Source organism: Actinomycetota bacterium, from assembly GCA_019347675.1.
GTDB lineage: Bacteria > Actinomycetota > Nitriliruptoria > Nitriliruptorales > JAHWKO01 > JAHWKW01.
In genome coordinates this window covers 41,049-54,239 of the sequence record JAHWKW010000001.1, presented here as the reverse complement: position 1 = coordinate 54,239, position 13,191 = coordinate 41,049, and the positions used below count along the sequence as shown (strand labels likewise).

Annotated in this window: 10 protein-coding genes and 1 tRNA gene; 4 read left to right on the top strand and 7 right to left on the bottom strand. The window is 68.5% G+C overall.

Going from position 1 to position 13,191, the window contains the following annotated elements; genetic code table 11:
- Positions 1-14: 14 nt before the first annotated feature.
- The 4 genes from KY462_00230 to KY462_00215 all read right to left on the bottom strand — a co-directional run bounded on the left by KY462_00230 (position 15) and on the right by KY462_00215 (position 7,507).
- Entirely contained in the window at positions 15-2,144 is a 2,130-nt protein-coding gene (locus tag KY462_00230) for a penicillin-binding protein (GenBank protein MBW3576172.1), read from the bottom strand.
- Positions 2,141-4,084 (bottom strand): penicillin-binding protein, encoded by a 1,944-nt coding sequence (locus tag KY462_00225; GenBank protein MBW3576171.1) that lies wholly within the window; start codon positions 4,082-4,084, stop codon positions 2,141-2,143. Before KY462_00225 ends, KY462_00230 begins: the two co-directional genes overlap by 4 nt.
- 321 nt (positions 4,085-4,405) lie before the next feature.
- Positions 4,406-7,138: a pyruvate dehydrogenase (acetyl-transferring), homodimeric type gene (gene aceE / locus KY462_00220; protein ID MBW3576170.1), complete on the bottom strand. Its 2,733-nt coding sequence runs from the start codon at positions 7,136-7,138 to the stop codon at positions 4,406-4,408.
- Between the two features lie 141 nt (positions 7,139-7,279).
- Positions 7,280-7,507 carry a hypothetical protein gene (locus tag KY462_00215; GenBank protein ID MBW3576169.1) on the bottom strand — a complete coding sequence of 76 codons (228 nt, stop codon included), beginning with the start codon at positions 7,505-7,507 and terminating at the stop codon, positions 7,280-7,282.
- A gap of 228 nt (positions 7,508-7,735) precedes the next feature.
- Here KY462_00215 and tadA point away from each other — a divergent pair, with 228 nt between their 5' ends.
- The gene (gene tadA, locus KY462_00210; protein MBW3576168.1) at positions 7,736-8,197 is read left to right on the top strand and encodes a tRNA adenosine(34) deaminase TadA; all 462 of its coding nucleotides are present in this window, start codon (positions 7,736-7,738) and stop codon (positions 8,195-8,197) included.
- Positions 8,198-8,255: 58 nt separating this feature from the next.
- Positions 8,256-8,344 (top strand) — tRNA-Ser (locus KY462_00205).
- Between the two features lie 135 nt (positions 8,345-8,479).
- On the opposite strand, the gene KY462_00200 is transcribed toward KY462_00205, so the two are convergent.
- Together KY462_00200 and KY462_00195 are read right to left on the bottom strand one after the other, a co-directional pair.
- Positions 8,480-9,793 carry a site-specific integrase gene (locus KY462_00200; protein MBW3576167.1) on the bottom strand — a complete coding sequence of 438 codons (1,314 nt, stop codon included), beginning with the start codon at positions 9,791-9,793 and terminating at the stop codon, positions 8,480-8,482.
- Between the two features lie 51 nt (positions 9,794-9,844).
- A complete protein-coding gene (locus KY462_00195) occupies positions 9,845-10,084 on the bottom strand; it encodes a helix-turn-helix domain-containing protein (protein MBW3576166.1) in 240 nt (79 codons plus the stop codon).
- Between the two features lie 185 nt (positions 10,085-10,269).
- Between KY462_00195 and KY462_00190 the strand changes: the two genes are divergently transcribed.
- Positions 10,270-11,436, top strand: coding sequence for a DUF4062 domain-containing protein (locus KY462_00190; GenBank protein ID MBW3576165.1), 1,167 nt, complete (start codon positions 10,270-10,272; stop codon positions 11,434-11,436).
- A 486-nt stretch (positions 11,437-11,922) separates the two neighbouring features.
- Here the strand turns inward: KY462_00190 and KY462_00185 are convergent, their stop codons facing one another.
- The gene (locus KY462_00185; protein MBW3576164.1) at positions 11,923-12,735 is read right to left on the bottom strand and encodes a GntR family transcriptional regulator; all 813 of its coding nucleotides are present in this window, start codon (positions 12,733-12,735) and stop codon (positions 11,923-11,925) included.
- A gap of 13 nt (positions 12,736-12,748) precedes the next feature.
- On the opposite strand from KY462_00185, the gene KY462_00180 reads away from it, so the two are divergent.
- Positions 12,749-13,180: an NUDIX domain-containing protein gene (locus KY462_00180; GenBank protein MBW3576163.1), complete on the top strand. Its 432-nt coding sequence runs from the start codon at positions 12,749-12,751 to the stop codon at positions 13,178-13,180.
- Positions 13,181-13,191 lie beyond the last annotated feature (11 nt).

Sequence of the window (13,191 nt, the reverse complement as noted above, 5' to 3'; positions counted from 1 at the left end):
CTGAGTGGGAAACATCAACCGGGCAGGATCGGCGTCAACGTCTCGACCGGTCCGGGACGGCGCGTCGTCGGGGAGTCGTCCGGTTCGGGCTGCGGCGAGCTCGGCGTGGTGTTCCCGAACGTCGGCTGCGTGGTGCCGAACGTCGGCTCGCCCGTCGGAGTCGTCTCCTCATCCGTCTCGGGCCCAAGGTCGGGACCGGAGGTCGGCGTCGGGCTGATCCCCGGCGCCGTCCCGCCAAAGGTGTCGATCGGTGCAGGCGACCGGTCGGGCGTCGGCGACCGGTCGGGCGTCGGCGACCGGGGGACCAGCGTGTCCCAGTTCGGCTCGGGGAACTGTTCCACGGCGAGCGACGCGACCGCCTCGCGCATGTAGTCGCCCCAGGTCTCGGCGGGGATGGAGCCCCCGGTGACCCGGGCCATCGGTGTGTTGTCGGCGTTCCCGATCCACACCGCGGTCGCAAGTTGCGGGACGTACCCAACGAACCACGCGTCGCGGAAGTCGTCGGTGGTGCCAGTCTTGCCGGCTGCCGGCCGTCCGAGCTGTGCGGACGTCCCCGTCCCTTCCTGGATGTTGTTGACGAGCACGTCCGTGACCCCGTGGGCCACGGCGGCCTGCATCGCCCGGTCCGGCCGAGCGCGCTCGGCATCGAGGACGACCTGCCCCGATTCGATGTCGCGCACGGTCCTGATGAACCGCGGCTCGTGCCGCTCCCCGCCCGCCGCGAACGTCGCGTACCCCTGCGCCATGTCCAGCGGTGTGACGTCGACCGTGCCCAGGATCAGCGACGGGACGGCGACGAGGTCCTCGGTGTCGTCGATGCCCGCTGCGATCGCCATCTCCTTCACGGCCTCGGGGCCGATCTCCGACGCGATCTGTGCGTACACGACGTTGGTGGACGTCAGCGTGGCTTGGCGCACGTTCTGCTGACCGAACCCCGCGTCACCGAAGTTCGACACGTCGTACGGCGGGAACTGGTCGAAGTTGACCACCATCTGCGCCGGGGCACGGAACACCTCCTCGAGGGACCGACCCTGGTCCAGCCACGCCGCCAGACCGAACGGCTTGAACGCCGACCCGGCCTGGTTGCCGCCCCGGATCGCGATGTTGAACTGCTCGGTGCGAAAATCCCGTCCCCCCACCACGGCTTTCACCGCACCGCTGGTCGGGTCGATGGACACGACCGCCCCGGTGTAGGGAACGTCCGCCAGGTGGGCGTTCAACGTCGTGAGCGCCAGTTCCTGCAGCCGCACGTCGAGCTCGGTGGTCACATCGAGGCCGAGGTAGATGTCCTGCTCGTCGCCGAGCTCCTCGGCGAGGGCCTGTTGCACCGCGTCGAGGTAGTACGCGTTCGTCCCGTACTCGACCAGTGGCTCCTCGCGGAGCTCAGGGAGCCCCTCCGCGATCAGCTGGTCGGCCTCCGCGTCCGGTAGCCATCCCATCTCCGCCATGCCCCGCAGCGTGATCTCGCGCCGCTCGTTGGCCGTCTCGGGGTGGCGTCCGGGGTCGTAACGGGAGGGGGCCGCCACCATCCCGGCGAGCGTCGCAGCCTCGTTGACGCTGAGCTCGGTCGCGGCCTTCCCGTAGTAGGTCCGGGCAGCCGCTTCGATCCCGATCGCCCCGCGCCCGAACGGGACCGCGTTGAGGTAGTACTCGAGGATCTCGTCCTTGGGCAGTCGGTTCTCGAGCTTGCGGGCGTACGCGAGCTCGCGCAGCTTCCCCCGGTAGGTGCGCGGGACCTCCCGGATGGCGATGTCGACGTACTGCTGCGTGATGGTCGAGCCGCCCTGGCGGATCCCGCCGTGGATCAGGTTGGTCCAGAAGGCGCGGACGATGCCTCGCGTCGAGTACCCCTCGTGCTCGTAGAAGTTGCGGTCCTCGACCGCCAGGATGGCCTGCCAGACGTGGTCGGGCAGCTGATCCAACTCGATGTTCGACCGGACCGCGCCCGGGTCCAGCCTGGCGATCACGTCACCCGCGGCGTCTCGGACGATGCTGGGCTCGGGTAGCTGGAGCTCGTCGGGGCTGGGCAGCGGGCCCGCCCGGTAGTTGCTGAGGAAGAAGATCGCCGTGAACAAGACCACCACCACGAAGGACACGACGATCGCCAAAGCGATCAGCGGCAGCACCGGCCAGGCGCGCATCATCGCGCCACCGCCGCGCGGTTGGTGACGGTTTCGGGAGCGACCGGAGACAGGACGGCGAGGTCCGGGTCGGGGAAGTCGGCCACCGGCAGGTTCGCGACCGCATCCCCCATGTAGTCACCCCAGGTCTCCGCCGGGATGCCGCTTCCGGTCACGCCGTCCATCGGCGTGTTGTCCGGCGTCCCGATCCACACGGCGGTGGCGAGCTGCGGGACGTACCCCACGAACCACGCGTCACGGAAGTCGTCTGTCGTCCCGGTCTTCCCCGCCGCCGGCCGACCGATCTGAGCCGCCGTCCCGGTGCCACGGCGGACGTTGGCGTGCAGCACGTCGGTCACCACATGAGCGACGTTGGGTTGCAGCACCCGCGTCGGCTGTCGACTGGCGTCGAGCAGGACGTCGCCGTCGGTCGTCTCCACGCGTCGGATCAACTGTGGTGCGACGCGGGACCCACCGTTGGCGAAGCCCGAGTAGGCCCGTGCCATGTTCAGCGGCGTCACGTCGGCGGTGCCCAGAGCGATCGCCGGGGCGGTGGCTCGACGCAGATCCTCATCGTCGGCGATCCCGAGGCTCGTCGCGACCTCCGCCACGGCAGCCGGCCCGACCTCGGACGTCAACTGGGCGTACACCACGTTGGTCGACGTCAGGGTCGCCTCGTACACGTCCTGGGCACCGAAGCCTCGACGGCCGAAGTTGGAGACGCTGTAGTCGGGGTACCGGTCGAAGTCCACCTTCATGGTGGCCGGTGCGGCAAACACCGACCGCGTCGGGGAGTTCCCGGCCGCCACGAACGCCGCGAGCGCGAACGGCTTGAACGCCGACCCGGCCTGGTTGCCACCGTGCGTGGCGTGGTTGAACTGCTCTGCGGGGAACCCCCGTCCGCCGATCAGCGCTCGAGCGGCACCGTTGCGCGGGTCGATCGTCACGATGGCGCCGGTGTAGGCGGTCCCCTCCAGGTGGGCGTTCAACGTGTCGAGCGCCACACGTTGCAGCCCAGGGTTCATCTCCGTGAACACCCGCAGGCCGATGTCCACGTCGCGCCGGTCTCCCAGTTCGTCGGCGAGGACGTCGCGGACGGCATCGACGTAGTACGAGTGGGGCCCGTACTGAACCAGCGGCTCTTGGCTGACCGCGGGGAGTCCGGCGGCGACCAACCGCGAGCGCATCTGGTCGCTGATCCAGCCCTGCTCGGCCATGCCGTCGAGGACGTAGGTCCGCCGCTGGTTCGCCGCTCCGGGATCGCGCTCGGGCTCGTACCGCGACGGCGCCGCGATCATGCCTGCGAGCGTGGCTGCCTGGTTGACGCTCAACTGGCTCGCGGGGACGCCGAAGTAGGTCTTCGCTGCCGCCTCGATGCCGATCGCGCCCCGCCCGAACGGCGCGGCGTTGAGGTAGTGCTCGAGCACCTCCTCTTTCGGCAGTCGTCGTTCGAGCTTCACCGCCGCGGCGATCTCGCGGATCTTCCCGACCGTGGTGCGCGGGACGTCGCGGATCGCCAACTCGACGTACTGCATCGTGATGGTCGACCCGCCCTGCTCGATCTCTCCGTGTCTGACGTTGACCCACGCGGCGCGGAGCAAGGCGCTCCAGGCGAACCCCGGATGCGAGAAGAACCCACGATCCTCGGCGGCCAGCACCGCCTGCCAGACGTGGTCGGGCAGCTGCTCGACGTCGACGTTGCGCCGGATGGCGGTTGGATCCAGCGTCGCCACCCGCTGCCCGTTGGATGCGTAGACGACGGTGGGATCGGGGATCGTCAGGTCCTCAGGCGCAGGCAGCTCCATCGTCACGTACGCGTGGAGGAACACGGCGGCTCCAGCGAGCAGGACGGCAGCCACGACCGCGACCGGGAGGAGTAGCAGCGGCGCCCAGCGGACGTACCAGCGTTCATCCCGCCGCAGCAGTCGCTGGTACCACCCGGTGGAGTTTCCATCGTGGGGCACGTGGTTTCGTCGAGCAGGGAGCACATCGCCCCTCGACCGTAACCGGACGACCACTCCCAGGCCGTGGGAGGCGACCGACCATCGGGACGCCACGCGTGTCGCCGCAGCGGGGCGTGGCTGACGCCGACGGCTGTTACAGCGCCTGGATGATCCAGATCAGCAAGGCGATCGCGAGCAGGACACCGACGACCGTCCAGATCCCTCCTCGTGGCATGACGTCTCCGTTCTGTCAACCGCCCGCGGCGACGGATCGCCGCCCCGACCGGTCATGGCGACTGCGCCGCCGTTGGCCGTTCGTCGCGCGTGAGCCGTAGCGCCCGGTCAGCCCCCGTCCCAGTGCGGCGGCGGCAGGTCGGGGTGGTGAACCGGTTCACGCTCGACGTCGTATTCGAACCTGTCGATCGCCTCCTGGACCAGCTCCGGTTTGAGGTCGCCCTGTTGGGCGAGCATCGCCAGAGTGCAGATAATGACACTTTCGGCGTCGATTCGGAAGTGGCGCCGCAGCGCCGGACGGGTGTCCGACAGCCCGAAGCCGTCGGTCCCCAGGACCCCGTAAGCGCCGGGGACCCAGTCAGCGATCTGCCCCGGGACCGCCTTCATCCAGTCGGTAACCGCGATGTAGGGTCCTTCGGTGCCTTCCAGCTGTTGGCGGACCCACGGCACGCGTGGCTCGGAGAGCGGATGGCGGCGATTCCACGAATCGCACGCGATCCCGTCACGGGTGAGCTCGTTCCAGCCAGGGCAGCTCCAAAGGTCAGCAGCCACGTCCCACTCGTCGAGAAGGCGCTGCTGCGCCTCGAGCGCGAAGTGGATCGCGGTCCCGCTGGTCAGGATCTGCGCGCGGTGGCGACGTTCCTCTTCCGCAGCGCGGTAGCGGTACATCCCACGGATGACGTGCTGCTCGTCGACACCGTCGGGCATCGGGGGCTGGCGGACCGGCTCGTTGTAGACGGTCAGGTAACACATCACGTCGTCGGGGTTCTCGCCGTACATGCGGTCGAGCGCGTGCTCGACGATGATCGGGATCTCGAAGGCGAAGGATGGGTCGTAGCTGATCACCGCCGGGTTGCTCGCCGCGAGAAGGTGCGAGTGACCGTCCTCGTGCTGCAGCCCCTCCCCGTTGAGAGTGGTCCGGCCGGCGGTCGCCCCGATCAGGAAGCCACGCGTGCGCTGGTCGGCGGCGCTCCAGATCAGGTCCCCGACCCGCTGGAAGCCGAACATGGAGTAGAAGACGAAGATCGGGATCATCGGCTCGCCGTGGGTGGCGTAGCTGGTGCCGGCCGCTGCCATCGACCCCATCGAGCCTGCCTCGGTGATTCCCTCGTGCAGGATCTGCCCGTCGCGCGCCTCCTTGTAGGACAGCAGCATCTCCCGGTCGACCGGCTCGTAGTTCTGCCCGTGCGGTGAGTAGATCTTCCGCTTGGGAAACAGCGAGTCCATCCCGAACGTGCGCGCCTCGTCGGGGATGATCGGGACGAAGCGCGGCCCCCAGTCCGCGTCGTCCATCAGATCCTTCAGCAGGCGCACGAACGCCATGGTGGTGGCCACCTCCTGGTTGCCTGACCCGCCCTTCAGCTCCTGGTAGGCGTCCCTCTTGGGCAGCGGCATGTGGTGGTAGTTGACCACCCGCTTGGGCAGCACCCCGCCCAGCGTCTGGCGGCGCTCCATCATGTACTGGTACTCGTCGCTGTCCTCGCCCGGGTGCACGTACGGCGGCAGCTCCTCCTCGAGCTCGCGGTCGGAGATGTCCAGGAACAGCCGGTCCCGGAAGGTCTTCAGCGCCTTGACCGACAGCTTCTTCATCTGGTGGGTGGCGTTGCGGGCCTCGAAGTCCGGACCGAGCGTCCACCCCTTGATGGTCTGTGCGAGGATCACCGTGGGTTGCCCGGTGGTGTTCACGGCCGCGTCGAACGCGGCGTAGACCTTGCGGTAGTCGTGTCCACCGCGCGACAGCTTCTCCAGGTCCTCGTCGCTGAGGTCCTCCACCATCGCTCGCAGCCGCGGGTCCACACCGAAGAAGTCCTCGCGGATGTAGCTCCCGGACTCCACCGTGTAGGTCTGGAACTGCCCGTCGGGGACCTCGTTCATGCGCTTGACGAGCACACCGTCGGCATCCTGTGCCAGCAACGGGTCCCAGTCGCGTCCCCAGACGACCTTGATCACGTTCCAGCCGGCGCCACGGAACACCGACTCGAGCTCCTGGATGATCTTCCCGTTGCCGCGGACCGGGCCGTCGAGCTGTTGCAGGTTGCAGTTGACCACGAAGATCAGGTTGTCCAACTCCTCGTAGGCGGCGACCGACAGGGCACCCAACGTCTCTGGCTCGCGTGTCTCGCCGTCTCCAAGGAGGCACCACACCCGCTGTTTGGACGTGTCCTTGACCCCACGGTTGTGCAGGTACTTGTTGAAGCGGGCCTGGTAGATCGCGTTCAGCGGGGACAGCCCCATCGAGACGGTGGGGAACTCCCAGTAGTCGGGCATCAGACGCGGGTGCGGGTAGCTGGACAGGCCGCCCGGAGCGGTCTCGCGTCGGAAGGCGTCCAGCTGCTCCTCGGTGAGACGCCCTTCCAGGTAGGACCGGGCGTAGATACCCGGTGACGCGTGCCCCTGGATGAACACCTGATCACCGCCACCTTCGTCCTTGCCGCGGAAGAAGTGGTTGAACCCGACCTCGTACAGCGCCGCCGCCGAGGCGTAGGTCGCGATATGCCCGCCGACGCCGTACCGGAGGTTGCCGCGGGTGACCATCACGGCGGCGTTCCACCGGATGAAGGCACGGATCCGTCGTTCGAGGTGTTCGTCGCCGGGGAACCAGGGCTCACGCTCCGAGGGGATCGTGTTGACGTAGTCGGTCGAGATCAGCGAGGGAACCCCGACCTGCTGGTCACGAGCCCGTTCGAGCAGCTTGAGCAGCAGGAACCGGGCGCGCATCCGCCCCCGCTGTGTGATCACCGCGTCGAGCGAATCGAGCCACTCCTCGGTCTCCTGCGGATCGATGTCGGGGATCTGGCTGGGCAGGCCGTCGGTGATGACGTGCCGCCGGTCGTCGACCATCCCGCATCCTTCCTCGTGGCTCACGCAACCCTACGCCACCCGAGTCCGCACGGTCGTTGGTGGCCACCCCGCTCGCGACCGTGCCCCTGCGGGTCTCGGAGGTCCCGGTCCGTCCCGCCGGCGTCCTGCAGTCGGCCCAGCTCAGCTCTGTGTGCCCTGGTCGCCCCAGTCGTCGTCCCACTCGTCCTCCCACTGTTGCTGTTCGTCCCAGTCCAGGGGTCCTTGCTCGAGCTTCTCGGCATGGGCCTCCGCGTCATCCCGGGACGCGAAGTTGGCCACGGGAAGGTCGCGGTTGTGGGTGTCGACGACCGCGAACCGCGGCTTGGCGTCGGCCGGATGTTCTCCCTCGCGGATCTCGAACCGTGGCACGTTCGTCTCCCTTCGACCCTCTCCAGCATGCCGGGGGGCCAGCGCTGGCGCTCCGACGGGAGGTCGACGCCCGGACGAGCCGACGTGGCGACTTGCTGGTCCGGGGCGACGCTGCTGGCGTGGTCGCCGGATGGGATCGAGCGCCGCTGACGTTGGACGGGTTGCGGACGCGCAGGGCGGGGCGCACCGGGGACAGGACGGTCGTTGAGACGTGACGACGTGAGCTGGATGCGCTTGGCCCTCACCGAGGCGCACGACGCTGCCGCCCACGACGACGTGCCGATCGGCGCGGTCGTCGTCGGGCCGGACGGCCGCCAGTTGGCCCGGTCCCACAACCGGCGGGAGGTCGACCACGATCCCACCGCCCACGCCGAGTTGCTCGTCCTACGCGGCGCGGCGCGGCGCCTGGGCAGCTGGCGGCTCGAGGGGTGCACGATGTACGTGACGCTCGAGCCGTGCGCGATGTGCGCCGGCGCCACGGTCCTCGCGCGCGTCTCCCGGCTGGTGTTCGGTGCCGACGACCCAAAGGGCGGGGCGGTGGGGTCAATATGGGACATCCCGCGCGACCCGCGCCTGAACCACACCGTCGAGGTCGTTCGCGGCGTCGAAGCCGGGGAATGCGCGGCCCTGCTCCGCGGGTTCTTCCAAGAGCGTCGCGGCCCGGCTGGTGTCTCGCCGCTGGCTCCGTGACCGGGTACGCTCGGCTGTCCGTCTACGGGCGTTCCACGGCCTCGTCAGGGGTCGCTCCGGAGGGATCGCATAGTCCGGCCGAGTGCGCCCGCCTCGAAAGCGGGTAGGCCCGTGAGGGTCTCGAGGGTTCGAATCCCTCTCCCTCCGCCGCGTTTTCCCAGGTCAGAGGCGGTTTCCGCCAGGAAGCTGCCTCGACCGCTTCGGGGGCTCCGAGCGCTCTGATCACATCCTGATCACATGAGGTCCGGAAACCGGTGATCAGACGCGGGTCCGCGTGCGTGTTCATGCATCCCCCTCGGGGTCGTTCTCGGGCTGTTCCTGGTGTCGCGTTTCGGGCTCGTCGGCGGCGTCCTCGTCGTCGCCGTCGCCCTTGGCGAGGCGCTCGTGGAAGCGGGTGGCGGCGTCGCGCTGCATGCCGGGCAGGACGTGCTGGTAGGCGTCCTGGGTGTAGGCGGTCGTTGAGTGGCCGAGGCGCTCGGTGACGACCTTGGTGACCTCCCCGGCCTTGAGCAGCAGCGTCGCGTGGGTGTGTCTCATGTCGTGGAGGCGGATCCGCGGCAGACCGGCCGCGTCGGTCAACGCGTGGAACATCTTGGTGATGTCCGGCGGGTAGAGCCGGCCGCCGACCGGTGAGGTGAAGACGTGGCCCTTGTGCTTCCAGGCCTCCTGGGCGGCTTTGGCCTCTTCCTCCTGGACCTTGCGGTGGAGGTCCAGCACGTCGACGTCGGCGGGTGCCAGCTCGACGGCGCGCCGTGACGAGGAGGACTTGGGGAACTCCTTCTCGTAGACCTTGCCGCGGTCCTCCACCGCTCCGCGCACGACCGAGAGCATCGCGGCCTCGAGGTCGACGTGGTCCCAGCGCAGGGCGGCCATCTCGCTGCGGCGCATGCCGGTCGAAACGAACAGCTGCCACATCGCGAAGAGCCGGTCCTCCGCGGCCGCGCGGACGAGGCGCTGCAGCTGCGCCCACGAGTAGACGTTACGCGAGGCGAGGGCCCGCGCTTTTACCTCGGTCGTGGACGGCGGGTCGGCCTGGTCGCAGGGGTTGCGGATGATAAGGCCCCAGCGCATCGCGTCGGCGAAGGCCTTGTGTAGCTGGGTGTGGATGCGCCGGATCGTCGTCGGCGACAGTCCCCAGCCGAGCTCCGGGTCGCGGCGCTGCGTGCGACCCCGCACGGCGAGGTCGTCGTACATCTCGTTGAGCTCCTCCCCCGTGAGGTTCACGAGCTTGAAGCCACCGATGCGCGGGATGACGTAGGCGCGCATGTGGGTCTCGCGGTCATTGCGCGTCTTGACCGACGTCCGCGTCCGGGGCAGCCACCGATCGAGGAGGTAGTCCTTCACCGTGATGTTGGTCGGCTCGACGCCCTGGCGGCTCTGGTTGACGAACTCCTCCAGCGCGCGCTCGGCCTCGCCCTTGGTCTCGAAGCCCGATCGGAGCACCTGCCGACGCTTCCCGTCGCCCCGGCGGCCGAGGTCGATCACGAACGACCAGCGGACGCCCGGCTTGGCGCACTTCGGGTTGTCGCAGCCTCGCTTCTTGGGCTTGATGCGACGGCCGCATCCGCGGCAGCGCTTGAAGACGTTCCCCGGCATGCGGCTACCCCCGCGCGTCGGCGGCAGGGCAGGCGGGGCGAGAGGCGAGGCTCACGACGCCTCGGCCACGAGCTCGTCGCCCTCGTCCGCGGCAGGACCGAAGTCGACGTCCTCAGGGGACAGCCCGAGGAGATCCAGGAGCCTCGCGGTCGGCACGAACCACCGCCGCCCGATGCGGATCGTCGGGATCTGCCCGCGGGCCGCTGCCCGGTAGGCGGTCCGCCGGCTGACGCCGAGTAGCTCGCCCGCCTGCTCCAGCGAGATCGTGGCCGGCACGTCCATCACGGTCATGGTTCGTCTCCCTCTGCTCCGGCCGGTCCGGCGCGACGGTTACCCGCCTGCCTGTGCCGAAGCTCCGTCCCTCGATGCCAACTGGTTCACATGTCTATACCAGTTGTGGAGGCGAGTCAACGACCCTCGGTACAGACCATGTGGAGGTCACCGCGACGGCAGCGCGTGACCGTAACCTTCGACCTGTGAACGACGAGTCGCTGATCATCGATCGCGCCGCTGCGGCGGCCCGCCTCTCTCGCGAGCAGGTCCGCGACTGGGCCGCCGACAAGCGTGTGTTCATCTCCAGTGTCATGGACGGACTGGAAGACGAACGTCGCGCGGTGGCGGAGGCGATCCGCGAGCTGGGAGCGGAGCCGATCTGGTTCGAGGAGTTCGGCGCACGCGATCAGGACCCCGAGCAGGCCTACTTGAGCGAGGTGGAGCTGAGCGACGTCTACGTCGGGATCTTAGGTTCGCGGTACGGCAGTCAGGACGCCGCCACGGGCTACTCGGCCACGCATGCCGAGTACCTACGTGCGATCGAGCGGGGCCTCCGAGTCGGGGTCTGGGTGCTGGACGTGGATGACATGGCTGGTCACCAACGCGACTTCCTCAGCGAGGTCCGCACGTACTTCACGACGGAGACCGTCGATAGCCCTGAGCGACTGGCAACGCGGGTAGCAGCCCGGCTTGATGCGATCGCCTCCGAGGACGTCGCCCCGTGGTGCAAGATCGGCAACGTCATCCTTCGCGCATCATCCATCCGCGACGACGGGACGACCATCACCGTCGAAGCGAACGTTCGCGACCGAGACGTGGCCCACGCGCTCCAGCGTCTCCGGCCTGACGGGGTCGGTGCGGCACGGCCGGTGCAGGTTGTCTTCGGCGACACGGTCGGAGCCGCCCGACCGACATCGGTCGAGAACGAGGTGACGGCCGGGTCATCGACCCGGGTCGTCGTGACGCTCACCAGAGACGGAGGTCAGCGGGGGCCGGGAGTGTTGGGTGAGGTGTCCTTCAACACCGGAACCTCAACGTACTCGCCCGATGACCTCGCGGAGATCGGTATCCGAAGGGCGCTCTTCGACGAACCGAACCCTCTCGGGCAGATGGGATTCCTGGCCCACGTTCCAGAACCCCTGGGTCCGCTCCGGCACACCGGCGTGACCGAGGAGAACCTGCGGCCCATCCTCCGCCTGGCGCTTGTCGAGGCACTGGTCGGCTCCGGCCGTGCGTCACGCATCGTGCGGCTGCTCGTGGGACCGCGTACCAGAGACGGTCAGCGTCGCCTCCTCCTCGAATGGGAGGGGCCGACCCGATACGGCCAACGCGGGCAACGGCGACAGGTGGAAGGCACGATCAGCGTGTGAGCGCGTTTCTCCGAGTGACCGTGACGCAAATCGTCGCGGGGATGCGCGATCGAAAACGGGTCACCCCGCGCACGGGATGGGGACGAATCCATCGGCCTTGTAGTGCCCCCACCCGGGAGCCCGGACCACTTCGTTGGCCACCTTCTCAAGGCGTTCGTAGCTCTGGAAGCACACGTGGTTGCACCGGGGACATCGGATCCGAGGGTCTTGGCCACGACGACCACCGGATGGCGTGCATCGCAGCTCTGGAGGTACTTGTCGCTCGACCCGCACGCAGCCAGGGAGTTCGCCCCGCAGCGGCATCGGATGCGGACATCGAGAAGCTGTTCCCGACTCATCAAGAGGCCCTTTCGCCGTCAACCTGAAGCTACGGCCGGCCTGTGACAGAGGGTGGCGGACGGCGAGTGCGGAAGAGCTCGGGGCGGACCTCGGGCTGGAAGTGCCCGAAGCCCGAGGCGCCGCCGAACGGGACCCTGAATCCACGCGCTAGTCGGCGGGCAGCTCGTAGGACAACACGTACCGATCGGCGGCCTTGATCGTGTCGCACACTTCCAGGACGGCGCCGTCGTCGGCCACAGCACGTCGGACGACCCGCATGATCGGTACGCCAGCGGGAAGGTCCAACGCCCGAGCTTCCTCCGGGTGTGGCATCCGCGCTGAGACCTCCTCGGTGAAGCTCACCAGTGTGTGCCCGAGATCCTCGAGACGGGCGTAGATGCCGCCGGGACCGGTGTCCTCCTCCTCGATTGGAGTGCCAGAGGCAACGTCCCACGGGAGGTACGACGTCGCGATCTCGACCGGATCACCGTCAGCGAGGTACCGCCGTCTTCGCACGAGGATCTTGGCGCCCTTCTTCACGCCCAGCATCCTCGCGATCTCCGATGGCGCGGAATCGGGTCCGACGTACTCGACCTCGACCGTCGGCTTGCGGTCCTCGCTCTTCATCTCAGCGAGGAACGCGGCCCGGCCTGCTTCTCGGTGCCGTCGCGCGAACCGGTCGTGGGCCAGTCGCCGGATCGGCGGACGATCGCGGACGAACGCGCCCTTGCCGTGGTGCACCTCGATGAGCCCCTCGGTTCGCAGCACAGCAAGAGCTTGACGGACCGTGCCTCGGGCAGCGTCATACCTGTCCATGAGGGAGCGCTCGCTCGGGATCTTGCTCCCAGGCTTGAGAACACTCTCGGTGATGTCGGAGCGCAGGCAGTCGGCGATCTGGTGGTAGGCCGGACGGTCGCTTCGCCGATCGAGACGGTCGGCCACCGCTACTCCTACACTCGTCTGGACCAGTTGACGATACATCCCGGAGACGTTCGTGGGCGAGGAGACGCCGAAGCACTCGGTCAGCGTGGCGGCTGCCGTGGTCCGCGACGACGGGCGCGTCCTAGCGATCCAGCGCCGCGACAACGCTCACTGGGAGCCGCCCGGAGGGGTCCTCGAACTCGATGAGACCATCGAGGACGGCCTTCGACGAGAGGTCCGAGAGGAGACCGGTATCGAGATCGAGGTCGATGGTCTCACGGGGGTCTACAAGAACATGGAGCTCGGCGTCGTCGCACTCATGTTTCGGTGTCGGCTCGCTGACGGGGACCCGGCCCCGACGAGTGAGGTTACGGCCGTTGCGTGGCTCGATGCGGACGGGGTTGCGCAACGCATGGACGAGGCCTACGCCGTCCGCATGCTCGACGCTGTCCGAGCTGCCCCAGAAACAGCAATCCGCGCCCACGACGGAACCGAGTTGCTGTAACACGCTCGCAG